This is a genomic window from Hungatella hathewayi WAL-18680 (assembly GCF_000235505.1).
Lineage (GTDB): Bacteria > Bacillota > Clostridia > Lachnospirales > Lachnospiraceae > Hungatella_A > Hungatella_A hathewayi_A.
Genome location: NZ_JH379028.1, coordinates 295113 through 321715, shown reverse-complemented (window position 1 = coordinate 321715; position 26603 = coordinate 295113). Strand labels below are relative to the sequence as shown.

22 protein-coding genes are annotated in these 26603 nt (G+C 48.1%); 5 read left to right on the top strand and 17 right to left on the bottom strand.

Going from position 1 to position 26603, the window contains the following annotated elements; translation table 11 throughout:
* Positions 1–158: 158 nt before the first annotated feature.
* The 8 genes from HMPREF9473_RS17325 to HMPREF9473_RS17290 all read right to left on the bottom strand — a co-directional run bounded on the left by HMPREF9473_RS17325 (position 159) and on the right by HMPREF9473_RS17290 (position 9560).
* The gene (locus HMPREF9473_RS17325; protein ID WP_006781485.1) at positions 159–1559 is read right to left on the bottom strand and encodes a sulfatase family protein; all 1401 of its coding nucleotides are present in this window, start codon (positions 1557–1559) and stop codon (positions 159–161) included.
* Between the two features lie 40 nt (positions 1560–1599).
* Positions 1600–2568, bottom strand: a complete 969-nt coding sequence (locus HMPREF9473_RS17320) for a PHP domain-containing protein (RefSeq protein ID WP_006781484.1) — start codon at positions 2566–2568, stop codon at positions 1600–1602.
* Between the two features lie 33 nt (positions 2569–2601).
* Positions 2602–3924 carry an MFS transporter gene (locus HMPREF9473_RS17315; RefSeq protein WP_242830857.1) on the bottom strand — a complete coding sequence of 441 codons (1323 nt, stop codon included), beginning with the start codon at positions 3922–3924 and terminating at the stop codon, positions 2602–2604.
* A gap of 82 nt (positions 3925–4006) precedes the next feature.
* Positions 4007–5185: a glycoside hydrolase family 88 protein gene (locus HMPREF9473_RS17310; protein WP_006781482.1), complete on the bottom strand. Its 1179-nt coding sequence runs from the start codon at positions 5183–5185 to the stop codon at positions 4007–4009.
* A gap of 14 nt (positions 5186–5199) precedes the next feature.
* The gene (locus HMPREF9473_RS17305) at positions 5200–6033 is read right to left on the bottom strand and encodes a carbohydrate ABC transporter permease (protein WP_006781481.1); all 834 of its coding nucleotides are present in this window, start codon (positions 6031–6033) and stop codon (positions 5200–5202) included.
* Between the two features lie 14 nt (positions 6034–6047).
* Positions 6048–6971, bottom strand: coding sequence for a carbohydrate ABC transporter permease (locus tag HMPREF9473_RS17300; RefSeq protein WP_006781480.1), 924 nt, complete (start codon positions 6969–6971; stop codon positions 6048–6050).
* A 36-nt stretch (positions 6972–7007) separates the two neighbouring features.
* Entirely contained in the window at positions 7008–8054 is a 1047-nt protein-coding gene (locus HMPREF9473_RS17295; protein ID WP_242830856.1) for a glycoside hydrolase family protein, read from the bottom strand.
* A gap of 150 nt (positions 8055–8204) precedes the next feature.
* Positions 8205–9560, bottom strand: coding sequence for an ABC transporter substrate-binding protein (locus HMPREF9473_RS17290; RefSeq protein ID WP_006781478.1), 1356 nt, complete (start codon positions 9558–9560; stop codon positions 8205–8207).
* Positions 9561–9993: 433 nt separating this feature from the next.
* Here HMPREF9473_RS17290 and HMPREF9473_RS17285 point away from each other — a divergent pair, with 433 nt between their 5' ends.
* The 5 genes from HMPREF9473_RS17285 (at position 9994) to HMPREF9473_RS17265 (ending at position 15806) form a co-directional block, all read left to right on the top strand.
* Positions 9994–11652, top strand: a complete 1659-nt coding sequence (locus HMPREF9473_RS17285; protein ID WP_006781476.1) for a sensor histidine kinase — start codon at positions 9994–9996, stop codon at positions 11650–11652.
* Between the two features lie 38 nt (positions 11653–11690).
* Complete coding sequence (locus HMPREF9473_RS17280; protein ID WP_006781475.1) at positions 11691–13289, top strand: response regulator; 1599 nt, start codon at positions 11691–11693, stop codon at positions 13287–13289.
* A 99-nt stretch (positions 13290–13388) separates the two neighbouring features.
* Positions 13389–14156: an ABC transporter ATP-binding protein gene (locus HMPREF9473_RS17275; RefSeq protein WP_006781474.1), complete on the top strand. Its 768-nt coding sequence runs from the start codon at positions 13389–13391 to the stop codon at positions 14154–14156.
* The gene (locus HMPREF9473_RS17270; RefSeq protein WP_006781473.1) at positions 14149–14943 is read left to right on the top strand and encodes an ABC transporter permease; all 795 of its coding nucleotides are present in this window, start codon (positions 14149–14151) and stop codon (positions 14941–14943) included. Before HMPREF9473_RS17275 ends, HMPREF9473_RS17270 begins: the two co-directional genes overlap by 8 nt.
* 179 nt (positions 14944–15122) lie before the next feature.
* Entirely contained in the window at positions 15123–15806 is a 684-nt protein-coding gene (locus HMPREF9473_RS17265) for a PilZ domain-containing protein (RefSeq protein ID WP_006781472.1), read from the top strand.
* A gap of 3 nt (positions 15807–15809) precedes the next feature.
* Here the strand turns inward: HMPREF9473_RS17265 and HMPREF9473_RS17260 are convergent, their stop codons facing one another.
* The 9 genes from HMPREF9473_RS17260 to HMPREF9473_RS17220 all read right to left on the bottom strand — a co-directional run bounded on the left by HMPREF9473_RS17260 (position 15810) and on the right by HMPREF9473_RS17220 (position 26586).
* Positions 15810–17348, bottom strand: a complete 1539-nt coding sequence (locus HMPREF9473_RS17260; protein ID WP_006781471.1) for a carboxylesterase/lipase family protein — start codon at positions 17346–17348, stop codon at positions 15810–15812.
* A gap of 10 nt (positions 17349–17358) precedes the next feature.
* Complete coding sequence (locus tag HMPREF9473_RS17255; protein ID WP_138669538.1) at positions 17359–17997, bottom strand: YczE/YyaS/YitT family protein; 639 nt, start codon at positions 17995–17997, stop codon at positions 17359–17361.
* A 90-nt stretch (positions 17998–18087) separates the two neighbouring features.
* Entirely contained in the window at positions 18088–18912 is an 825-nt protein-coding gene (locus HMPREF9473_RS17250; protein ID WP_006781469.1) for an MBL fold metallo-hydrolase, read from the bottom strand.
* Between the two features lie 13 nt (positions 18913–18925).
* Positions 18926–19933 (bottom strand): ABC transporter permease, encoded by a 1008-nt coding sequence (locus tag HMPREF9473_RS17245; RefSeq protein WP_006781468.1) that lies wholly within the window; start codon positions 19931–19933, stop codon positions 18926–18928.
* An 11-nt stretch (positions 19934–19944) separates the two neighbouring features.
* On the bottom strand, positions 19945–21423 hold the full coding sequence (locus tag HMPREF9473_RS17240) for a sugar ABC transporter ATP-binding protein (RefSeq protein ID WP_006781467.1): 1479 nt from the start codon (positions 21421–21423) through the stop codon (positions 19945–19947).
* 46 nt (positions 21424–21469) lie between these two features.
* Positions 21470–22558: a sugar ABC transporter substrate-binding protein gene (locus HMPREF9473_RS17235; protein ID WP_006781466.1), complete on the bottom strand. Its 1089-nt coding sequence runs from the start codon at positions 22556–22558 to the stop codon at positions 21470–21472.
* Between the two features lie 105 nt (positions 22559–22663).
* Positions 22664–24028, bottom strand: a complete 1365-nt coding sequence (locus tag HMPREF9473_RS17230) for an ATP-binding cassette domain-containing protein (protein ID WP_080568876.1) — start codon at positions 24026–24028, stop codon at positions 22664–22666.
* Between the two features lie 3 nt (positions 24029–24031).
* Positions 24032–24958, bottom strand: coding sequence for a sensor histidine kinase (locus tag HMPREF9473_RS17225; protein WP_006781464.1), 927 nt, complete (start codon positions 24956–24958; stop codon positions 24032–24034).
* Positions 24955–26586, bottom strand: coding sequence for a response regulator transcription factor (locus HMPREF9473_RS17220; RefSeq protein ID WP_006781463.1), 1632 nt, complete (start codon positions 26584–26586; stop codon positions 24955–24957). Before HMPREF9473_RS17220 ends, HMPREF9473_RS17225 begins: the two co-directional genes overlap by 4 nt.
* Positions 26587–26603 lie beyond the last annotated feature (17 nt).

Below are 26603 nucleotides of genomic sequence, written 5' to 3'. Positions count from 1 at the left end.
CCTCCTATTATTAGAACATGGTCTGCTGTCTTGTGGTACAAAATTTTCCACGTGCCTACATGTCTGCCCAACATTGATACCCAGCAGTTTTGCAATTTGACTTTTCCGGTTCTTGTTATCAGATACTTATTGTCGGGCACTTGGCCTTTAACACTGTTTTATTTTCTCTCCTCATCCCGGACATCCCACAGAAACGGGTCACCGGTCATGTCCAGATATTCACACAGCCTCCGGCGGAGTCCCAGTATCTCCGGCTCCGTGCAGTCCTTTGAAATCTGGCGCGGATGCATCTGGTATCTGTCGTTCTCATCGTCGTAGAGGTATTCCGTCCGCTCCTCCCCTGGCGTGTATCCGTTGGACACCACGTAGGTATATCCATCCCCCTTGATGCCGCGCCAGCCGTAGGCTTTGTGGGTCAGACCCTGGCGGCTGAAGGTGGATACCAGCTCGGCGCTTCCCGGATAGGAGCACAGAAACATGTCCTGTGGCGCTTTGTCATCCTGTCCAAACATGCCCTTCGAGTGGTCGTACCCCTGGCAGGTCTCCGGCACTGGGATGTCCAACAGGCCCAGCAGCGTGGGCATGTGGTCCGGGCTTGCAAATATCACCGAATTTTCTCCGGCCTCAATCCTGCCCTTCTGGCGCATAAACAGCGGGATATGGATGGATTCCTCATACCACACGTTCTTGCTCATCAGATGGTGGGAGCCCAGCATTTCCCCGTGGTCGGCGGACAGCACCACCAGGGTGTTCTCCTCCAGACCGTTTTCTTTCAGATAATCGTAAATTCTTCCGAACTGCTCGTCAATCCCATGGACCGCGGCAAAATACTGCCGGGACTGGGTCTTTAAGATGCCTTCCTTCATGTCATCCGGCACATTTTGGCGGTAGTCGATGTCCAAATCACGGAATTTGTCGTAATATTTATCCGGCACCAGCTCGTAGGGGAGATGGGGCGGATTGTAGGACAGGAACAGGGCGAAGGGCGCTTCGTCGTCCTTCCGGCTCTCCATGTACTCGATGGCCTTGTCGGTCTCGTACTCCGCCGACCATTTCCCCGGCTTGATCTGTTTGGCGCTGTCCATCCAGTAGTGGGGGTCCAGGTGCTCGTCGCAGGCGCCGTAGGACAGCCAGTAGTCAAAGCCCTGTCTCCGCTCTCCCGGCGGCGTGTAAGCGTCCCACTCCATGGCCCCGGACTCGGGATGGGGGGTGAAATTCAACTCCGACGCGTCCAGATGCCATTTCCCGATATAGCCGGTCTGGTAGCCATTGTCCTTCAGCACGTTGCCGATGCAGGTCTCCTGGGGCTTTAGCATAATCTTCTCTTCCAGCCCAATCTTGCAGTTGGTCCACATTCCCACGTTGAAGGGGTATTTCCCGGTCATCAGGGACGCCCGGTGGGGGGAGCACAGCGGAAAGGTGCTGTATGCGTGGGTAAAATCCATGCTCTCCGCCGCGAACCGGTCCATATTGGGCGTCACCACCTGGTCCCCGTGGTGGCAGCCAATGGCCTGATAGCGCCACTGGTCCGCAAATATGTATAGTAAATTCTGTTTCATAGATTGTTCTCCTTTTATGATTGCGTTTCGTCCGGCGGCATTACCTGTCTAAAAACCAGGCGTTGGAGTTGGCGTGGCGGCCGTGGCTGTCACGGCAGTCGACGCGGATATAGCCCTCCGTCCCGCCGAGCCGGAACCGGGCTTCCCGGATGGTTTCACCGGCGGGAGCCAGTTTTTTGTGGCAGCCGCGGCCCTCCGTCTTCACATAGATTTTCTCCACCGGACTGCATTTCACCACCAGTTCTCCGTCCTCGATATACAGTTCTTCTATCTCCGGGCCCATGGAGCAGTAGAAATGGCCGTTTTTCAGCGAATCTATGATATGCTCATAGGTCAGACTCTCCGCCTTAATGCAGGTAAATCCTCCGAAGGAGTCACACAGAGGGTCGTCAAATGAAGCCAGATTGTGGTTGTCATCCCCGGCCACACAGTACAGATGATTTCCCAGCCGCAGCAGTTCATCGTAAGACTGGGGATGGTACCCGTACAGGCCGTCGTGCTCACAGCCGTAGTTGAAGATTTCCATACCCCAGAGTCCCTTTAAGTCCTTGTAGTCGTCGTAAGTCTGCAGGGACCAGTAGGGGTGATTGTAGCAGGCCAGAAAGCCAAGCTCCCTCATCTCCTCCAGATACCGGTTGATTCCGTCCATATCCCCATACTCACACTCCGGCATGATGGATTTCAGCTTCCGCTCCACCTCATAATCCGGTCTGGTGTCATACAGGTTGATGTGGTAGGTCTGCACCCTGGAGTAGTCTCCCGGCGTTTTGTAAGGACCGTCGATATCCACCTCGCAGGATGCCAGGGCGATAAAGCTGTCATCATTTAACTCTGCATGATTCCTGTAAACCCGGTGGTCCGTATAAGCGATCACGGAGTATCCCCGCTTCTGGTATTCCCGCTTCATCTCCTCCGGCGTCAGCTTCCCGTCCGACACCACCGTGTGGGCGTGGAGATTCGCCTTATAAAATGTTCCCTGCTCAGGGAGCAGCCAGATTCGTTTTCCCATATGTTTGTCCTCCCAATATTATATCATGTACTGCTACATCAATTTCGCTTTCCGAAACTTCACCCAGACGCGGCTTACCAGGAAGCAGATAATGCCTGCCGCCACCGCGCAGAGAAGCCAAAGGAAGATGGTCCTGTTCCAGCCCACCAGGCCGGACAGCAGGCCGATGCCGTAGGTGGATACCGCCCCTCCGATGTAGACGGAGGAGTTCAGGATTCCCGACATGGATGACGCCTTCCCCATCACTCCGAAATAGGATGGCAGAACGGCTATCAACATGGTGTTCACCGCCATCATGGCTGTGGTGGATACCGCCAGCATCAGGAATGACAGCACCATACTCCTCCCGGAGCCAAGCCACAGTACCAGCAGTGACACCGCGCAGACGCCAAAGAAGGCAGACGCCGTCCGCACTTCCTCACGGAACCATCTCTGGTTCACCACAGAGGCCAGGCAGACGCCAAGCAGGTTGAACACCGGGATAATCATGGTGCCCATGATGGACAAAATTCCGCTGAGTCCGTATGTCTCACTGATATACGTGGGAATCCAGGTGGTAACCCCGTCCTTCAGGGCGCCCTGGACCACCAGCGCGAACATCAGGAACAGAAAGCCGGATTGGCACAGCAGCCCCAGCCAGCCGGTTCCGCCGGCCTCCCGGCGACCGATTCCAGGAATGGGTACTTCCCCGCCAGCCATTTCATCGTCCCCATGCGTCTTCGCCGTCCCCCGGTTCTCCACCTCCGCCTGCCGCTCCACTCTCCCCATGGCAATCAGCCACAGAAACGCCAGCGCCAGCAGCACCACAAACGGCATCACAAACATGGTTCTCCAGTTCCCCGTTATCTTTAAAAACAGGGCGCTCAGCCCGTAAGCCGCCATGGTTCCAAGGGGCACCGTGCTGTTGAGCCACAGGCAGGATTTCATCCGCCGTTCCGTCGTCAGATAATCGTAGAGCAGCCGGATCATAGGCGACCACACCAGCGCCTGGAACAGACCGTTTACGCACCAGCAGGCCATCATGGCCTCCGGACTGCGAAACACCGCCATCCCCAGGTTTGCCAGCGCCGACACCGCCATCCCGGTAAACACCAGCTTCTTCGGCGGCAGCCGGTCTCCCAGAAATCCGCTGAGCAGCTGTCCCACGCCGTAAGCCAGGAAAAAACAGGTTCCAATCAGACCTCCCTGGCTTTTGTCAAATCCCTCCGACAAGATAATCTCATTCAAGCAGGCCGAGTAATTCAGCCTCCCCAGATAGGTAGAAAAATACACGCACCAGCAAGCCCCAAACAACAGCCTTATGGTACTCTCTTCTTTTATTTTATAACATTTTTGCCCACTTGTCTTCCCCATCATTCCGCCTCGGTTTCTTCCGTCATTGTTCCCCTAAAAAAGGAAGGCTGAAACAAAAATCGTCTCAGCCTTCTTTTGATTTCGCTTACCAGTACAGCTCCCAGTCCTTGTACCGTCTTGTCAAGGCTTCCATATAGAAGTAATCACCCCAGGTGTTGCACTCGTCCACACCTCTGTTGGTGCAGGTATTTTCTTTTGAATCACGGGCATAGGTCCCGTGCAGCAATAAACCATTTGATACTTTTATGTCCCTATTGGCACATTTCTCAATCAATGCGCACAGCATCTTATCCGCTGCCTCCAGGTACTTCTCCGCCGTCTCCCCGTCCAGATATTTCGCCATCTCCAGAATTCCGCAGATTGCGATGGCCGACGCGGAGGAATCCCTCGGCTCCTCACTTCCCGTATCGAAGTCAAAATCCCAATACGGAACCAAATCATCCGGCAGATGCTCCACAAAATAGTCGGTCACCCGGCGAAACAACTCCAGATACTCCGGATTTTTCAGATACCGGTAGCTGAGCGCGATTCCGTACACGCCCCACGCCTGGCCTCTGGCCCAGGCGGAGCCATTCCGGTTCCCCTGATGGGTCACTCCATAAGTCGGCTCCCCGGTCTCCACGTCAAAGAAGTGGGTGTGATAGGTGGAATGATCCGGCCGCAGGATGCATTTCATAGCTGTCCGAATATGGTTTTCCGCCTTCTCGGCATAAGACTTCTCCCCCGTCACCTCGGTGGCCCAATAAAGAATGGGCAGGTTCAGCAGGCAGTCGATAATCAGCCGGTACTCCTTCGGCTCCCCGGGATTGCCCCAGGCCTGAAGGAACTGTCCCTTCTCCCGGTAACGCTCCGCCAGGTGGTCCGCAGCCAGAAGCGCAGCCTCCTTCGCGTGCTCATTGCCGGTCAGCTTGTAAGCCGCCACACAGGACAGACTGTACAAGAATCCCATGTCGTGATGATTCACGTCAATTTTTTCCCGGATTCGTTTCAGGAAGCTCTCCACCTGAATGTCCCCGGCCTCCTGAAACACGGCCTCCCCGGTATACTCATAAGCCAGCCAGATAACGCCGGTCCAGAACCCGGTGGTCCACTCCACATTTTCCGTTGGCTCATAGAAGCCGCCAAAGGAATTGGAGGACTGGAATTTGTCGGTGAACGTCGCCAAGTTGGCCCGGACGATCTTCACCGCCTGCTCCATGGCCTCCTGCCTCTGCTCCTTTGTGGTTCCCGGATATCTGCTGATTGACTCAAATGTCTGTGCCATAACCTGTCTCCTCCTTATCCCTTAATACCGCTTGCCGCAACGCCTTCCACGAAGAACTTCTGGCAGCTCAAGAATACAATGACAACCGGTACCAGCGAGCACACGGATGCCGCCATAATCCACGCGTAGTCCGCTCCATACTGGGAGATAAACATACGGATACCTAACTGGATGGTCTTTAACTCTTTTGTCTTTAAGTAAATGAGTGGTCCCATAAAGTCATTCCACACATTGGTGAATGTGAAGATGGTCAGCGTCGCCATCGCCGGCTTGCCCAACGGGAATACAATCTTGGCAAAAATGCCGTACTCATTCAATCCGTCGATTCTGGCCGCCTCGCACAGCTCATCCGGAATACTGATATAGAACTGCCGGATCAGGAACACGCCAAAGGCCGAGAACGCCTGCATCAGGATCAGTCCCAGATGGGTATCGTTGAGTCCCATCTTGGAAATGAGGATAAACTGCGGTACCATATATACCTGCCACGGAATGGCAATGGTCGTTACATACATCAGGAAAATCAAATCCCTGCCTGCAAATTTGGTCTTGGTAAAGCCGTAAGCCGCAAAACAGCTGGTGCATAACTGAATGATGGTTGTGATAATCGTCAGCTTTGCCGTATTCTTAAAGAAAACCAAAAGCGGAATCTTCTTCCAGATAATGTTGTAGTTCTTCCACTGAATATTGTTCATATCCGGAAGCCATTTCATCGGAACCGAGAACACGTCCTTGTTCATCTTCAGGGACGAAATCACCATCCAGTAAAATGGAACCAGCATAAAGAGGGACAATGCAATCAGCAGGATAATCAATAGCACTTTTATTGTTTTCTGTTTATTTTTCATCGTTCTCCCCCTCCCTACATCATGTCTTTCGACCATTTTTTCTCACCCTGGAACTGAATCAGAGTGATTACCAGCACAACTGCAAACAGAACGATTGCACCAGCGCTTGCCGGGCCGAACTGCCAGTTGACGAAGGCTTTGTCGTAAATATAGTTCACCAGTGTCTGTGTCGCGTTGCCAGGACCTCCGCCTGTCATAACATATACCATATCGAATACCTTGAAGCACTGAATAGTCAGCATAATCAATACGAAGAAGGTCGTCGGAGTCAGCATGGGAATGGTGATGTAGCGCAGCTTCTGCCAGCCGTTTGCTCCGTCGATGCTGGCCGCCTCATAGAGGGAACTGGAGATTCCCTGGAGCGCCGCCAGATATACAATCATGTAATAACCCATATATTTCCAGATGGTAACAATCGCAACCGCCACCATCGCCCAGTCCGTGGACACCACCCAGCGGGGCGGATTGCTGATGCCGATTAATTTTAAGAACTCATTGATCGGTCCAAAATCCGGCTGGAACAACATGTTCCACACAGCGCCCACCGCCACAATCGATGCGATATAAGGGAAGAAGAACGCCGTTCTGTAAAATGCAATTCCCTTGATTTTGGAATTCAAAAGTACGGCCAGAAGCATGGCCAGCACCAGGGTCGGCAGCACCGTCATTAACGCGTAAACCACGGTATGCCACAGCGCCCCGCGGAAGAACCTGTCACCGAATATCTGTGCAAAGTTCTGCAGTCCCACAAATTCCATAGGAATCTGGGAACCGTCCCATTTCATGACGCTCAATACGAAGGAAAAACAGACCGGAATAAACACAAAGATGGAATATCCAATCAGGTTTGGAAGAATAAATGAATATCCGATGACATTGCTTCTTATCCTTCTGTTTTTCTTGCCTTTGGCTACTGCTTGATTTTCATTACTGCTCATCATTACCTCCATTCCGCCGCCCAAAGCGGCATAATCCTAAACATTTCCCAGCGGAATCACCATATTCCAGGTTCTTGACGCATCCATAAATCCATCCGTCCCGTCGGATGTGGCAAAGAATAGATGGGTGGGCCTTCCATCCTCAAACAGGATAAACGGCCTGTCTAAATTCCCCATCTCCACCTCCACGCCGTCATCCCACAGCACCTTTCTGGAATATGCCAGCTCTCCCCGGTTGATCTCCCAGTGGATGCCGTCTGCTGAAACCGCGTGCATGCCGCCAAACCGCTCCCCGCACAGACTGCCGGACATGTCTTTTGCTATCATCTGGTACATTTCCCCGTCATGCCAGATGAAGGGGTCCTCCACCACGCAGCCCTCCGGGAATAACGGCTCGTCAGTCACCGCGCGGTACTCTCCAAAAACCGAATCCGCCACCGCCGCTCCCAGGGCCATATCCCCGTACATCTGCCCCACGTAAGGCGGCCTGCGATAGGGTCTTGACTTGTAGACCAGCAGGACAGAACCGTCCCGGTTGATACACGGAGCCGGATTGGATACAAACATGTTGTCAAAATACTCCGGCCTGGGGCGAAGTATCGGCTCCTCCCGCCGTGTCCACGGTCCGTAAATGCTGTCGGCCACCGCCACTCCGATACGCTTTCTGCTTCTGGCAGCAATCGTATGGTAATCCTCATGTGTCAGCGGATAATCCGGCGTGATATCCGCAAAGGGATGGGTCAGACCGATGTAGTACAGCACATACTTCCCATTCTGCTTCACAATCCGCGGATTATGCGTCATCCTGCCGTCCCAGTATTCCGGGCCCCTGGCAGGAAGGACGACCTCCTCAAACACATAAGGACCACAGGGAGTGTCGGCCGCCGCCCGGACAATCTCCGACTGTAACAGCCAGCCGGGATGCATGGGCTGGCTCTTCGGCCATCTGGATGCAAACATATGGTAACGCCCGTCCTCCCCCTTGATGACGGAGCCGCACCATACCCAGTAATCTTCCATGGAAAAGCCGCCATTTCTCGGCGCCGGCAGCATCCGTTCTCTGAAGCCCAATTCTCTAATCACGTTTCATTTCTCCCCAAAAAATCCCCGTTTTTGTAACGAAAATACATATTTTTTTCCATAAAAAGAGCGCATTCCAAAAACTTCATTTTAGAAGCGCTCTTTTTGTGTCTTATATCATGTCAGAGTTGATATAACAAAAGTGGTTTCCAATTACCAGCCTTTGATCTCGGCAACACGTTTGTTCAGTTCCTCGATACCTTCATCGATGGTGTACTCACCAATCATAATCATCTCGTGAACCTGGTCAAGAGGTTTCCGGATTTCCTCGATGTTCGGGTCGAGCGGTCTGTCAAATACATAGTGTGTATACTTCAGTGCTTCCACATTGGACTCGCCCTCTGGGAAGTTCGGTACGGAAGTGATGGTCTTTAAGGACTCCTCTGTCTGGATACCGGTAAACTGACCTACACCTGCCAGAATCTCAGATGCTTCTTTGGAAGATGCAAATTTCACGAAATCCCAGGATGCGTCTGGCTCGTCGGTGTATGCGCTCACTGCGATTGGTGTGATAGCGCCAACGGTGTAGCCTGCGCCTGTGTCAGCCGGATGAGGAATTGCCGCTACGCCCCAGTTGAAGTCGGTCTCGCCGCTCTCCTGAGCTGCAATCATGGTTGCGATGAACCAGGTTCCCATCGGAAGCATTGCACACTGCTGATTCTTGAATACGGATGAGTAGTGGATGTTTGCGGTCTTTAAGGTTGCAAAATCCTGCATATATCCGTTGTCCTGTAATGCCAGTGTCTGCTCATACCATGGTTTTAAGAAGCTGTAATCTTTCTCCACTACGGTGTGCTTGCCATCCTGAACGGCCCAGTTGGTAACCAGAGCCTGCCATGTATGGTCATGTGTTCCGTATACCTTGGAGCTTCCCTCGCCGCTTGTCATCTTGGCAGCCAGCTCGTAGTACTCTTCCCATGTCATGTCGTTGCTTGGGTATTCCACGCCTGCCGCGTCAAACAGATCTTTGTTGTAGTATAATACATACCAGTCAGAACGGTATGGAAGACCATATGTAACGCCGTTGTACTGTAACTGCTCTGCCGCGCCGCTGTATACGGAGGTGTCAAAGCTGTCAGCCTTCATAAAATCATCCAGGGCAAGAAGCTGTTTCTTGTCTGCCATCTGAAGCATGGAGCCCATATCCTTTACGAAGATTACGTCCGGGTCAGGCTGTGCTGCGGATAAGCTGATTCCCAGAGAGTTGTTGTACTCGTCTGCGGAAGTATCGATAACCTTAATCTCAATGTTTGGATTCTTCTCCATGTAAGCGTCGATAACGGCCTGGAATGTCGGTGATGTATCGTTGTCCCAGGTGGTTACGGAGATGGTTTTCTTCTCTCCCTCAGCTGCCTTGGTCTCCTCTTTCTTCGCCTCGGTTGTCTCGGTCTTGCCATCTGCTGCCGGTGCCGCTGTTGTCGGATCTGCCGCTTTGCTTCCACATGCTGCCAGACTTGTTACGGTCATGCCTGCTGCCAGTGTCAAAGCCATCACTTTTTTCAATTTCATGATTCTTTCCCTCCCATTTTTTCTCGGGTCCACGTTGCCGTGTTCCCTGTTGGTAGATATAGAATATCAAAATTTATCCAAAAATGACATCCAAAATAGCCAGAATTCTATTACTTTTTTTGTGTCATTTTTCAGGAGGCCCTCAAAAAAGATATAATATTTTTAGATTTTTATATTATTTTCATGTTTCAACGACTTTGTAATTGTTTTTTTACCTGTTTTTCGATATGATGGAGTCATGGAGATATCAAACTTGCCTTTCTTAATATATAATGTCATCCGTATCATCTGCAAATTTGACAGGAGGTTCCCATGAAATCCACACCGAAGACCTTTCAACGAAAACTGATTCTGTACAATCTGCTGATTGTCATCTGCATTGCCAGCGCCGTCAGCTTTTTTTAACTACAATTCCTACCGGAAGGATGTCATTGTGGCGGAAACCAAGAGCAGCCAGAACCGCATCAACGGACTGTCGGCCCGCATGGGCGTGGCCTACGACGAGATGGTCAATATCCTTCTCAACTGCTCCGAGCGGAAATCTCTGTTTCTCACCACCACCTTTCCCGAATACCGGGAGGGGTACAGCAATCCCCAGGCGGCTGTCTATGCGGCTGACGTGCTGAGGGATTTATGCGCCATCTCCGGATATACCGACGCCATTTATAAGATTACCTTATATAATAACGGCTTCGTTCTTCAGGCCGGCAATGCTCCCGGCGCCACGGACGATCCGGAGCGCATCATGGCTACCCCCTGGTTTCAGAAAAACCTGGAAAAAACGCCGTCCCAGTACGCCTTAGAGCTGGTTGACAATCCATTTTCCGTGGGGACCACCTATGTGCCGAAGATTCTGCCGCTGCTGCGCCCCCTGCAGAATGTTCTGGGCAAGCCGGAGGACTGCTGGGTCTTTCTTGGCATCTCACCGGTTTTGTTCCAGCGGACACTGGAGACTCTGCCTAAGGAGTCCATCCTCTATGTGATCACCTCCGACGGAGATTTGATTGCCTCCCAGAACGGTGACATCTACGATGACAGCGTCTTTCGAGACCGGCTGCTGGAGGCTGAGGACGGGCCGGGCAATTTCCAGATTACCCTGAATCATGAAAAATGTGTTGTCACCTATGAAAAGAAGCCGCTCAGCGGTCTCATTTTCTACGAGATTGTCCCGCTGTCCTCCATGAATCTGGACCATGCCGTGGTTTACAATACTGTTTTCCTGGTGTTTTTGTTCTGTATTATCATCGGCCTGACCTTATCCTTCGTCATCTCCAGACAGCTGGGAGCGCCGATTAACCGGCTGACCAAACGGCTCCGTCTGGTTGCCGAGGGGAATTTCGAGCCGGACCCCTCCATCGAGACCGACGACGAGATCGGTATCATAGGCACACAGATCAACCAGATGTCCAGCCAGATATCCAACCTTTTGGATTCCAGGGTCCAGGATGAGAAGGAGAAGAAGGACATGGAGATTAAAATGCTTCAGGCGCAGATTAATCCTCATTTCCTCTACAACACCCTGGACTCCATCAAATGGATTGCCACCATGCAGAAGAACACCGGCATTGTCCAGGTGGTGACGGCCCTCTCCTCCCTCCTCAAAAACATGGCGAAGGGATTTAACGAGAAGGTAACTTTCCGTCAGGAGCTTGAATTTCTGCAAAATTATGTTACCATAGAAAAGATTCGCTACATTGAATTGTTTGACGTGGAGATTCAGGTGGATGAGGAAAGTCTCTACGACGCGCGGATTGTGAAGCTGACCCTTCAGCCCATTGTGGAAAATGCCATCTTCTCCGGCATTGAGCCCAGCGGGCGGTTTGGGCTGATTCAGATACATGCCTTCGCGAAGGACGGCGTCTTTTATGTCACGGTCCGCGACAATGGCGTAGGCATTTCACCGGAGAACATACAGAAATTACTGACAGACACCTCCCGGATTACGAAGAGCAACATGAGCGGCATCGGCCTTCCCAACGTGGACAGGCGGTTGAAGCTGGTGTACGGGGAGGACTATGGCATCACCATAGAGAGTGAAATGGATAACTATACGATGATAACCATCTCGCTGCCGCTGGAATATGAATCCTGACCGGCGGCCGGGATGTGTGGAGATGGAGTGGAATATTTATGTACCGAGTGATATTAGTTGACGATGAACCTTTGATTCTGGCTGGGATTGCCTCTCTGATTGTGTGGGAGGATTATGACTGCACCATTGTGGGGAAGGCCACCAACGGGCCCTCCGCCTACGATATGATACTGGAGCTGCAGCCGGACATTGTCATCACGGACATCCGCATGCCGGTGTTAAACGGGCTGGAGCTGATTGAGAAATGCAAGGCGGCGGGCTGTACCTTCGCCTTTCTGATGCTGACCAATTTGGAGGAGTTCGATCTGGCCAGACGGGCGCTGGCGCTGGGGGCCACGGACTATCTGGTGAAGCTGAACTTAAGTCCGGAGGAGCTTGTGCAGGCGCTTAAGCGGGCCAAGGAAAAATGTGATCTGATGGTGAGCCACCATGAGCACCAGCTATACAACAACCTGGTCCAGTATACGCCCCAGGATATGATACGGGCGTATTTTGGCAAGACGCTGATTGCCCACGACGAGTCGGCCACCCTTCCGGAGGAGCTGGCCCGGACCTATGAGCACTCCTTTGTCACCCTCATTTCCCTGCGGCAGGTCAATATCAGCTTTCTTCCCGGGGAAGAGGTCATGGATTTGAAGCAGATCAACAGCCAGATTGGCGATATTATCCGGGGTATCTGCGGTAGATTTTTTAAGACCTTCACGCTGCTGACGGATACGCCCAATGTCTTTCTTCTGGTGGCGGTGCTCCATGACGGGCAGGATTTAGAGACAACCATGAACCAGTTTGGCGGGAAGGTGAACTCGGCGCTGAAGACATACTTTGAGCTGACGGCTGTTTTGGGAATTAGTGATACGGGGGGGGGTATTTTGGAACTGCCTTCGGCAGTGGAGCAGGCCAGAACGGCACTGGAATACTACTACTATGATTCGGCCACTCCGGTTGTGTTCTATCAGGGGCAGCATTACCACAAGAGCAATGCGAAGACGTTCAATATCAACTTTTTGAAGAAGGATTTGTCCTCCGCCATTTCGCAGAATGACAGTGAGAAGCTGGCGGAGATTTTCGGGCAGATTATTGATTTGTTTACGGAATGCAAGCCGGGGAAGGAGCATGCGGCCAGCGCGTGCATCAACATTTACACCTACCTGTACTCCTTTTTTGACAATGATGGGAGCAGCTACCAGGATATTTTCCCGTACACGATTAATATTGCGGAGTATCTGAATCATTTTACCAGTCTGGCGGATATTCTGGAGTGGCTGGGGAGTTTCCGGGACAAGTTGTGCAAACTGCTGGAGGATCGGAAGGAGAACCGCTCCGACAAGCTGGTGGAGCAGGCAAAGCGGTATATCGCCGAGCATTACACGGAGAAGCTGACGCTGACGGAGATTGCGGATGTGCTGAATATCAGCGCGGGACATCTGAGCATCACGTTTAAGAAGTTTACGGGGACGACGCTGTCGGATTATATCGCGGATGTGAAGATTGAGCACGCCAAGGCGCTGATTGATACCCACCAGTATCTGATGTATGAGATATCGGATATGCTGGGGTTTGACAATCCCTATTATTTCAGCAAGGTATTTAAGAAGGTGACGGGAATGTCGCCGAGAGAACATGAGAAGCGGATGTGACAAGACATCCGCTTTTTTTATCCGCTTTTTTGTCCTTTTTTCATCTCACCCTTCTTTTTCCTCCACATATTATAGATTATAGTTATAGGAGGTATCTATATGAAATCAAAACTGGAAGTAAAAAACCTCAGCTATTCTTATCACTCACTTGAAGGCGAAACACTGGCCCTTTCCAATATATCTTTTGATGTAAATAACGGTGAATTTTTGGCGATTGTGGGGCCGTCCGGCTGTGGAAAATCCACGCTGCTCTCTCTGCTGGCCGGCCTTTTGGAGCCGGAGGAAGGCAGCATTCTCATCGACGGCATTCCCAGGGAGGACAGTGATGTGCAGATTGGTTACATGCTTCAGAAGGACCATCTGTTTGACTGGCGGAACATTTTATCCAATGTGTCCCTGGGGCTGGAGGTTCAGCACCGTCTGGGAGAGGCGGAGAAAGAACAGTTACTGGAGATGCTTGACACCTACGGGCTGGCGGATTTTAAAAACTCCCGGCCATCGGAGCTGTCCGGCGGCATGAGGCAGAGGGCGGCCCTGATTCGCACCCTGGCGTTGAAACCGGATATTTTGCTGCTTGACGAGCCATTTTCCGCGCTGGACTATCAGACCAGGCTGGAGGTCTGCGACGATATCAGCTCCATCATCAAGAAAAGCGGCAAGACCGCCATTCTGATTACCCACGATTTGTCGGAGGCCATCTCCGTGGCGGACCGCATTGTGATCCTGACCAGCCGGCCCGGGAAAATCAAGGGTATCATGGATGTTTCGTTCGGGGAGGAATACGCCCGTCCCTTAGAGAGGAGAAATGCTCCTGAATTCTCCTCCTATTTTAATCAGTTATGGAAGGAGCTGCAAAATTATGATTGAGACTCATCCAACTCTGGCGCAGCAGGAGTTTATCGCGAAAGAAAAACGGCACAAAAAGCAGGTTACCACCTACCGGGTAATGCTTTTGGTGCTTCTTCTGGCCCTGTGGGAGCTGTGCGCAAGGCTGGGCATCATTGACGACTTTATCTTCAGTTCTCCCTCCCGCATGGTCCGGTGCTTTGCCGGTATGGTGGCGGACGGGAGTATCTTTATGCACACGGGAATCACCATCCTGGAAACTTTAGTCAGCTTCGGGCTGGTGGTGGTGGTTGGGATTCTCTTCGCCGTGCTTTTGTGGGCCAGCCGGAGTATCTCCGAGGTGCTGGAACCCTACCTAGTCATGCTCAACAGCCTGCCCAAATCCGCCCTGGCGCCAATTCTCATTGTGTGGCTGGGGAACAATGTAAAGACAATTATCGTGGCCGCCATCTCGGTGGCTGTATTTGGTTCCATCTTAACCCTCCACACCGGTTTCAAACAGATGGACCCGGATAAAATTAAACTGATTTACGCCCTGGGAGGCGGAAAAAAGGATGTGCTGCTAAAGGTCCTGATTCCCGGCTCGGTGCCGCTGATTATCAGCAATATGAAGGTCAATATCGGGCTCTGCTTAGTTGGTGTCATCATAGGTGAGTTCCTGGCAGCCAACAAGGGGCTGGGATACCTGATTATCTACGGCAGCCAGGTGTTTAAGATGGATATGGTGGTAATGTCCATTGTGATTCTCTGTATTGTGTCGGCGATCTTGTATCAGGGGATTGCGGTGTTGGAGAAGAAGATAAAATAAAAGCTTTAAGCGCCATGACGTTGTTTTAATCATGGCGCTTATCATTTATAAACGAATGCAATCATGATTTTTTGTTTTAATTTCCTGCATAATAATATTGACTGAATTAGCAATGAGCCTTATACTTTCTATATGAATTCCCCAAAATCCAGCGATAACATATTCGGGAGGTGTTTCATATGATAAGAGACTGTCAAAAAGTACGAATAGAAACTTTGAATGGAAATGAGATCTGCGAGGCATCTGTAGAGGATATAGGCCAGGATTATATCCTTCTGACTATACCAGAGCAATCCTTCCCCTTCATGCCTTCCCAGGTAAATATTATATTATACGACAATATAGAGGGCTTAGTAACGTATCCCGGTATCTTGATCCCCCCCGGTTCTGGAATAATTGGCACACAAAAACAGATCTCTTTAAATGACAGATTGCCTAATACTCTATTGTATCAATTAAAGGAAAAGACTGCCGTGATCCAGAGACGAGCCGATATAAAAATCAAACGTGAGTTTCCTGCAAACTTGCGTCTTTTATCAGGCCATATCGTAAATAATGGAGAAAACCGTATTGTTTCTGGTAAAACGATCCCTATTTTAATTTGTGATATCAGCGCAGGCGGAATCGGCTTTACCTGCTCCAGAGAATTCCAGGTAAGTCAGTATTTCTCCTTTATATTTGACCAGGGACGCAAACCGGTAGAGACGGAGGGAAAAATCGTCTGGTCCCGGCCAGTTTCTTCCAATAACGGAACGGTTAACCGTTGGCGCTACGGCGCACAATTCTTATATTTGTCCGCTACAGCCGAAGCTGTGTTGCGAAGCTATGTCTTTAGCGAGCAGATAAAGGAGCTCTCTAATTGATACTCACAAAGCCGTAGGATCAAACGACGGTAAATTCTGCTCTGCGAAATCTATCAGCTTATCATCATAATTCACACCGACTCGGCAGTTGCGGTCAAATATCATGGTCGGCTCCTCCGTCGTTGTAACTGGCGGCCAAAAAGGCAGCAGATCATGATTGGGATCACCGCTTCTAGCAAAAGCAACTGCTGCACCTGCTACTTGCGCCTGTAATTTTTCGCTCACATCAGAGATTCCACAATTTTCCACTAACTCAGTATTATAAAAAAAGAAAGGGATATCGGAGCAATGCCATGCCGGCTTCCCCTGCCAGAGCGGAAAATTCAGAGTGAAATGATACAAATAAACCGGCGCTTTGCCTTCTTTCGCATGAAGTCTGGCAAGCGCTTTGGTTGGGTGGCGGAGATGATAATCCATTGACTGCAGATCCATTATTTTTTTCTCCGGATATGTCTCTTTAAACAGTTTAATCAGCTCCTGTGTATGCTCCCCATACTGTTTTTCCAATATTTCTGATGCATTCTGTTCAGAAATCCCCAAAATATTTGCCTGTGGCGGTGCAAGTGCAAATTCACCAAAGACCGTTCCTATCATCAACGGAATTCTTTTTGCATGCTCGCTAAAGCCATGCAGCAGCGGTTCACCCAGATAAAAATCATTTTTCAGTGGCCCGCAGCCAACATAGGCTCCATCCTGCGTCACTTTCATGAGCACTTTATTGTAGGCGCCCGCCAGCGTTGTGTATGGTATGCCCGCCAGCTTTTCTGCTTCCGACCGTTTCAGCCCCAGTTCCTTAAGTATTGCACCTACAATCGCCTTTCCATCGCCTTTTTGTTCCGGTATCACCCGTCCGTCTGTAACTCCACTCATTACAATGGCATGATGGAACAGCCCGTCCGCGGCAGGTGTATTCATCAGGCCTGTTATCTTAAGTCCCCCACCGGATTGTCCAAATAAAGTCACATTGTCAGGATCTCCGCCAAAGGCAGCAATATTATCATGAATCCAAGTTAACGCTGCTACCAGATCTGCATGTCCTGCATTAGCAGAATTTTTATATTGTTCACCAAAAGGTGACATATCCAGATAACCAAGAATATTTAACCTGTGATTGACTGAGACTACTACAACCTCTCCCCGGCGGCATAAATGAAATCCGTCATAAGCCACCTGCTCAATAGCCGAACCAGCCGTAAAGCCGCCACCATGCAGCCACACCATTACCGGTCTTTTAGCTTTTTCGTCCAGACTATCTGTCCAAATATTCAGATTCTGGCAATTTTCACTGACCGGCCAGTAGCGGTGTGGTACCATCAACTCGTCGTCAGGCGTATCCTGGGAAAGCAGTGGACACACAAATCCATACGATGTGGCCTCTTTCACACCTTCCCATGGATCAACCGGCAGCGGCATCTGAAACCGCTCTGCTTTTGCGTAAGCTATATTTTTGAAAATATATATTCCATCATACTGGTAACCATGCAGCAATCCGGCTTTTGTCCGAACCGGCGGTACACTATCATAAGCAAATACTTTTTCCATTTAAAATCCCTCATTTTCCTATTAACTTTTTATTTGCAGGATACAGAAATCGCTCATACATTTTAATGATCCTTCCAAGAAACAATGCAGACAATATTGTTCCAATTCCGATCCCATAAAATTCTGTATGATTGACAAAGCAAAGAAGCACACTGACCAAAACCAATGAGATATCAAATGCATTTTTCACTGTTGAAAAGGCTGCTGCGAAAACTTCTGATATCGTCTTAACAATGCCATCTGTTGGTGTCAGGACAAGATCTGTTTTTACACATAAGCAAACCCCCATTGCCGTAACAAACATCGTTGCAATAAACAGTGCCATACGCAAAAAGATATGACATTCGATATCCATGATAAACATGTCATAAAGATCAGTTAAAAAACCAAACGCAAAAGATAGCGGCACTTCCAAAAGATATGTCAGTGTAACTTTTTTTGATAGAATACACTGCAACAGCACAAATAGTAAGTAGCAAATAATCGATGCTGTTCCCAAACTAATACGGTAAATTTCCGAAATAGCATACATGACCGAGCTAAAAGCAGCCACCCCAAGATCATACCGGATATTCAAAACGACTGCTGCTGCGATCATATTTAAGCCTATAAAATATAAAAATAGACGTTTCAATTTATTTTCTCCCATTTCCAGCCATCTAAAAAGCTGCCTGAACACGCAGGCAGCTTTTATCCGTCCAAAGCGTTACCAGTTTGCAGCGGCTGTCATCCTTTTCCTTTATATAGACTCTTTGTTGTAAACAATATTACCGCGCCTGCCGTCAATACGTTTCATCGTCTCAAGGTTCACTGCCTTGGCAATGACACCGGGAAGTCCCATAAAATCGAAAGGAATATCATCCGTGCTGCCTTGCTTGATGTCTTCGCATACATGGATGACTTCATCGATGGTTTCAACGGCCCCGTTGCCGTCACCGTGAGAGATGTAGACGGTATCGAACATTCCGTCAACCTGGGATTTAAGTGCCTTAAGGTTTTTTTCGTACTCGGTGACAGAGGTACAGTGATCCGCAAACAAAAAGGTAAAATCATTGCAGGCATCACCAAGCACCAGCACCCGTTCCTGAACCAGGAGCATGACCACAGAACCTTTGGTATGGCCGGGACAATCATATATTCGGATCTGTTCACCACCAAGGTCAAAGATATCTCCACCCTTAAGGTCTTTGAATGCTGTAACAGGTGCGGCCGGTATCCAGACAGACTGTGATAGCTGGTCAATTCCTTCTGGTCTGTGGGCCGGGCCGGTTTTTCGGAATGCCTCCGAACCATGTTCCCCATAAACAGAAGCATCGTTCAGGTTCATATAGACGTCTGCGAATTCAGCTGCCCCCATCGCATGATCAACGTGACCATGGGTAATTAATACTGTCAACGGTTTATCTGTTAATGAGCGGACACAGTCCTTAAGGGATCCGATACCGCTGCCGGTGTCTATCAGAACCGCTTTCCGATCCCCCTCCACAAGATACATCAACTCACCAGCCGGGGCAAAGATTCGAGTGATACGTTTCGTTAACTTTTCTGTCTTAAATTGCAGCATTATCAAACTCCTTTCAGGCTTTTACAGCAATTTTCTCTGTCTCTTTCTTGGTCTCTTTCCGGGCATTGAGAAACGCAGCGCGGCGCTTTACCTGATAAGTATCAAAGCCAATGGTCGCCAGCATAATAATGCCTTTGGCGACATACTGCCAATAAACATTCATTCCTGCCAGCTGCATACCATTACCCAGCAGACCAATCAACAGGATACCTGCGATACAGCCGTTTATTTTACCTTCCCCGCCTCGGATTGATACACCTCCCAGCAGCAAACCGGTGATAACGGTAAATTCGGTGCCGGTTGCGGTTGTGGCTGCTGCCGAACCGACACGGGCTGTTAATACAAGTGATGCAATGCCCATAAATGCGCCTGCTATGGCAGCAATATAAAGTTCTATTTTGCGGACATTAATACCTGCAAGGCGTGCGGCATCAGGGTTCCCGCCTAAAGCAAAGACATAACGGACGAAGTAGGTCTTATTCAGGATAAAGCTGACGATAATGCCCAAAATTATTGTTAGTACCAAAGCAAAAGTGAGGTTTGTTCCAAATAAGGTTCCCTGTCCGATAAATTTATAAGAATCTGAAAGCCCACTGATTGTTTTGGAATCGGAAATGATATAGGACAGACCTTGATAAATTGTCATTGTTCCAAAGCTGACAAACATCCTGTCGATTCCCAGCAAATGGCTTATCACCGTTGTAAACGTGCTCATCAACGTGACAATCGCAATCGTTAAAATAACTACCAATGGTACCCCTAAACCCAAACGAGTCAGCATCAATGCGGAGAGAATCCCGCCTACACTCATCATATAACCGACTGATAAATCCATCCCGCCAGACATCATGATAAAACTGATGCCAAATGCAGCAATTATGATATATGCATTTTGATTCAGGATATTCAAAATATTTCGAACAGTCAAGAAATTTGGTGAAATTATTGTAAAAATGATGCAACAGACCATTAACAGTACCCACGCCAGATTTCTCTGGCAAAAATCCACGACTTTTTTCATTGTTCATTCTCCTATAATCCGGAGGCAAGTTCCAATACCCGCTCCTGGCTAAACTCTGCCTTTTGCAATTCTCCACTGATTTTACCCTCGTACAAAACAACAATACGATCGCTCATTCCCAATAGTTCTTCCATATCAGAGGAAATCATAATAATCGATATTCCCTGTGTAATCAGCTCATTCATCAACTGATAGATTTCCTGCTTGGCACCAACGTCAATACCTCGTGTCGGTTCATCAAATATAATAACATCTGTTTGGGCTGCCAGTACCTTTGCAACTACCACCTTTTGTTGGTTTCCGCCACTTAAGTTTCGAACCAGCTGCTTTAGGGATGGGGTCTTAATCCGCAGACGAGCCGAATACTCTTCTGCCAGGCGCTGGGCTTCTTTATAATCTATCACCGTCGCCTTACTAATCCGTTTTAGACTCATGGACGGGATATTCCATTCGATGGAATAATTCAGGAAGGCTCCTTCCTTCTTCCGGTCCTCCGGCACCAATCCAATCCCAGCCTCAATCGCCATTGACGTATCTTTGAATTTGACCGGCTTTCCATGGACAATGATTTCACCCGACTGTGCCCGGACATCGCCAAACAGCATTTTTGCTAATTCTGTCCGACCGGCACCGACTAACCCTCCAAGACCTAATATCTCACCCTTATGAAGCTCCAGATTAATATGAAAATCACCATTTCCGGTCAAATCCCTGACTTCCAAAACCTTATCTCCAATCGGGGTACTCCGGGATGGATAAGATTCCGTCAGTTCACGCCCAACCATCATACAGATTAAGTCTTTGCGCGAAACGTCAGCGATTTTCCTCGTACCAATGTAATTGCCATCTCTTATCACCGAAACACAGTCCGAGATGTCAAAAACCTCATCCATCCGGTGACTGATATAGATAATCGTTACACCCTTCGCTTTCAGCCGCCTTATGATCCGAAACATATTTTCTACTTCAGCCATCGCTATGGATGCGGACGGTTCATCCATAATCAGTACCTTACAGTTTTTACAAATTGCTTTCGCTATTTCAACCAGCTGCTGTTGTGCTGTCGTCAACTCCCCTACCATCCGATCCGGGCTGATATCCACACCAAATTCATCCATTATTTCTTTTGCACGTTTACGCATATAACTAAAGTCCGGCATCAAAGCATTACCCGTTTTATCACCGAGAAACATATTCTCTGCCACACTTAATGAGGAAATCAGATTAAATTCCTGATAAATAACCCCAATCCCATGCTCTTTTGATAATAATGGTGTCAACTTTTCAAATGTCTGTCCCCCGATTATCACCCGGCCCTCTTCAGCCGAAATCGCCCCGGTGATAACCTTAATCATGGTACTCTTACCAGCTCCATTTTCACCCATAATCGCATGAATTTCACCTTCCGAAAAACTGATAGACATATTATTTAATGCGACCACACCGGGATAACGTTTTGTTATATTTTGCAGTTCTAGAATTGTTCCCATATCTACCTCTCATATAAAAGTGATCCTCCGCGGAATTCACAAATCATTAGTTCAAATATTGGTCAACATTATCAGCGGTAATAATCGTTATCGGTTTATAAATACAGCGGTTCTCGTCCATATATTCCAGATCCGCATCTACGAGACAATCATAGATATCAATCGAAAGGTCATCACCAGTGCTGACAGTACCACGATACAAACTGTCATTGGTTTTTGATTTGTTAATCTCCTCGTAAATGACGGTTGTGGCATCAACACTAAAAATTGCAAATTCATCACGATTTAGGCTGGCATCTCTCATATAGACTTCATTGCTCCCCAAAGCAGAGTCTCCTCCAAAAGCAATAATGCATTTCAGATTTGGATGCTCACTTTGCATCATCTCTGCATACTCCTGCGCTTTGACATTCTGATCGGACGCCCCAGCCAAATCGTATACGCCAACAACATTTGCTTTTGAGTTGAGTTCAGAAATCTTTAATTCTGCCTCTGAACGCCGGTCGCTGTCAACCGTTCCGGTATATACCAACACTGCAACTTCAATCGACTGATCCTCTGCATCCGGATATTTTTCATCAATCCAATCCGATGCCATCTGAGCAGCACCAAGTCCCTGGGCAGCTTGATCGGAGTTAACTATCTTGTCATAAGCGTCTTTATCCTCAAAGGTACAGCCCAGTCCGTACATCTTAATCCCCGCTTCACGTCCTCTTTTGCAAACATCAGCAATGGCACTTGGATCCCATGCAAAAAAGAAAATTGCTTCGCAATCCATTGCAATCAAATTCTCAATATCTGATACCTGCTTTGCCGCACTTCCCTCGCAGGAAATCGTTGTAACCTTATAACCGGCGGCTTCCAAACGCTGATGTACTGCTGTATCCAGATTAGCAAAGAACTCGTCACCCAAAGTATGTACAGAAAAGCCAATTTTGCCATTCCCCTGGGTCGGACGCTCACCAGATACCGCTTTCTCCATGTCATCTGCCTGTGCTTCGGCAGATGATATCTGGTTCTTATCCTCCATCTGCGTCTCATTCTTTGTCTCATTGCTGCCGGAAGTCGTGCTGCCACAGGCAGCCAGGTTAAGCAGCATCGCACCAATCAGAAACATTGCTAATACTTTCTTCATGTATATATCCTCCTTTAATCTAATGTAATCAAATTTTAGCACATGGATACACATCACAGTGGTGGACAATTTTGTGAAAACGGTGTATTTTTTCATCCCTGGCTTTTAGCGCGCCCGCCGCGCATCCTTACCGTTATGAGCAGTAATAAGTATTGCTTCATCAGGAACATCTTCTGCCGAACGTGAAATGATCATTAAGCGGATACCTTTATTTTTTAAAGTCAATAAATATTGCCAAAGTTCCCGAATTCCTGCCATATCCATCCCCCAGAATGGATTTTCGAGGACAATATATTCCGGATATGCCAGTGCCCAGCGATAGATGGACAAAATCTTCTTCTGCACATCACTAAGTTCATCAATCCGATTGATTCCTTCCCTGATTTGCAGGCTTTGGCAAAAATCCTGAACCAGGAGTGAACGTATTCCCCCATGAATGATACCTAATCTTGTTCGACCAACACGATCGGGAATACACATAATCAAATTATCGCCAATTGTCATTTTGGGCATCAATAGTTCCGCACTGTCATGGGGAATTACAACTGTTTTACCATTTGCAGCTTCTCCCTGTGGCGGTAATGATAAATGAATCAGTTCCTGCCAGATTTCAGGGTTATTAGCCTGAAATACTTTAAAGTATTCCTGAATCGTTAACAACGAACTCCAACCATAATCCTGCAAAAAAACAATCCTGCTTCCCTTTCCCGATTCCTGCCTGGTGCTTCGCTTTTCGGCCGGCTCCCCGTTCTCCATTTCCAGCAAATTATAAGTCTCCTGACGGGTACAATCCTTATTGTACCACTGCCGGATATCGATTCCATGATGAATGATCTGTATCTTATCAACAATATCGACAAACGGATTTGGACGCTCACTGATAATCAAAAAAGCAATTCCCTGAGCTGCCAGGCATTTGATATATTTCCCCATGGTAACCGCATCTTGAGCACTGAATACATTTTGTATACAGTTAACAATAACCAATCTTGCATCACTGCGCACCGCCTTGGCCACACTTAAAAGCTGTTCTTCCAAAAAAGAGAGCTGTCCAACCGCCGTTCCCGGATCCTCGTCAATCCCAAGTTCTCTTAATATATCCACGGTACTCTGCCACACCCGCTTTTGCTGATAAGGGCGTAACACCGGACGAACATATTTAATTGCTTCAAGGTTATCAATGATTGATAACTTCTCTGCCATTGGCTTCATAATGCCAATTGTGTAAATGCCCAATGAACAGGCCTGCCTGGAATTTTTAATTCGACATGCCTGTTCATTCAGATATAACGTTCCGCCGGTCAACTGAGTCTGTCCGGTCAGAAGTTTTTCAATCGCACTCTTCCCACTGCCTGAAATTCCCTGAACATACGTAATTTCACCGGCAAATAAGCTCAAATTATACCCCTGCAGCTGGTGTCTCTCACCACAATAGCATGCAGCATTTTGCAATCGTACAATCTCCTTCATAGACTACATCGTTCCCTTTAATCGATTTTCAAAGTTTGCCCTGGCAAAATCATCAACCAATGGCAAGACAATCTCTACATCTGTGCCCTCACCTTTCATTGAACGGTAGTTCAAGCCATACTCACTGCCGAAACAGACTTGAATCCGGGCATTCACATTCTGAATGGCAATCCCTGAATGACGCCGTCCCTGGTTACTCGGCACTTCGATCTGCCCCTGTTCCAACCGTCTCCGCAGCTTTAAAAGAGCGTCCATCTCCATTCCACCTCCATCATCAATGACATGTAGATAGATTTTGTGATCGGTTTTCACCAGCCGGATCCACACATGCCCCCGACCGGTATATTCTTCAATACCGTGGGCAATCGCATTTTCAACAATTGGCTGCAGCGTCAGCTTAGGAATATAGTAGTCCAAGACCTCTTCATCCTCGATATCAATTGACATTTGAATTCGGTCCCCAAACCGATATCTCTGAATGCAGAAATAATCCTGAACATTACGAATCTCTTCTGAAATTTTCACAATATTTCCTTTACTACTGATACAATAGCGAAAGAACTGCGATAGTTTCTCCGTCATGCTGGCTATCTCCTCCTGATGATTGACCAGCGCCTGACCACGGATACTATCTAACGTATTATAAAGAAAATGCGGATTGATCTGGCTTTCAAAAAGCATCAGCGTCAGCTTTTGCTGTAATAACTGCTGCTCCACAGAAGCTGTTTCCGGCTTTTGGGGTCTTGTCTGGACAACCAAAAAATCCATAAGCTTTTTAGATTTCATGCTTAAAAACAGACTAATTCCCAGCATTAAAAGCATCGCAAGTAGAGATATCCCCGTCATCAACGTATTTTTTAAATACCATGCTGCTATTCCTGCAATCCCGAATACCATTTCTAGTAACTGTAATAGAATCACTTTATTCATAATGCGCCACCACCGGTATAAACCTTGCGGAAATCGCTCGGCTTTATGCCTACCTGTTTTTTAAATATCCGGGCAAAATATTTGTCATCCGGATAGCCGACCATCCTGGAAATTGTTTTAATCGATTCATTTGTTCGCAACAGTAAATCCTTGGCCTTCTCTATTCTTATATGAATGACATACTCAGAAAATCCGATGCCGACTTCCGCCTTAAACAGCTTACTGAAATAGGTAGACGTCAATTGAAATTTATCAGCAAACGTATCCAAGCTCAGACTTTCGGCATAATGTTCCTGGATATATTTTTTCGTTTCATCCACCGGTTTCCCCTGATTTACCTGCATTTCCTTAAGCTTCTCCCGCAGCCATTTCTCAAGATAAAGATACTGGATCTTTAATAATTCAAAAAAACTACGAGCTTTTTTATAAGCGACTGCCAGTTCATAGCAAGTCCGTTCCCATTCCTCATGGCTTTCCTGCTTAATGTGAATTGGCAGAATCTGGTTTTCCAGATACATCATTAGATCATACATATCACCGGGATAAAAGTTGCTATAATGCTGGGCAGCTTTGTATAATTGGGCAAATAAAGCCCCCATTTCTTCGAATTGAAAATACCTGATACAATTCTTTAAATCCTCTTCCATCTGTGTGTTGACCAGATCTCTGACTTCAAATCGCGGCAATGCCTTTACCTGATCATACTCTAACACCCGGTCACTAAAGAATATCAAACGCCCCCACTCTGCAACGATGGCTTCTTTAAGAGCCTGACTCAGCAGGCTGACCGTCTCCTTTTCCAAGCTGACCCCCAGATTCAAAATAAAGTTCCCATAGATTTCGGTCAAGTTCTTGATACTATAATAAAGTGCAGATATTGCCTGCTTAATATCATCCCTTTTAGTCCCTGCATAATTTAACAGAATGATTGTGCCTCTCTTCTCCGATACTGACACATACCTGCAGCGGCCTTTAAAAATTGCAGCCATGCTGTCCATTAGCTTCTCACTAAAAAGTGACTCCACACCGCCCAGCAGACTGTCCAGATCAATCGTAATATAGACACAGCGGAAACAACCATCTTCAAAATCCGTATGATAAGCCTGATTTAAAGCCTGAACATCAGGAAAATCTTTCAGGCACATTCCATCCATATCCATCAAATAATGAACCAGTTTTTCATTCATCCGCTCCTGTTCCTGCCTCTTATAGTTTGCAAGCTGCTGGTTCTCTATATTTATTTGCTGCTTTTCTTCAATCATCAGGCACGTTTTTTTTAACGTTTTATTCAACTGTGCCTCATCCAGCGGCTTCAATAAATAGTCGACAACACCTAGCTGAATAGCGGAACGGGCATAATCAAAATATTTGTAACCGCTGAGAACAATAAAATGGCTGTCAATCCCGGCTTCCCTGGTTTTCTCGATCAACTGAATACCATCATAGTTCGGCATCTTAATATCTGTCAGTACGATATCTGGCTTTAATGCCCTGATCTGCGTGATTGCTTCGGCGCCATCATTGCACACAGCGACAATCTCAATCCCCAGTTCCTCCCAATGACCTAATTGCTCAATTAATTGAATAATCTTAGTTTCATCATCCGCAATCAAAATTCTGTATCTCATAACTCTCCTCCTGTTTA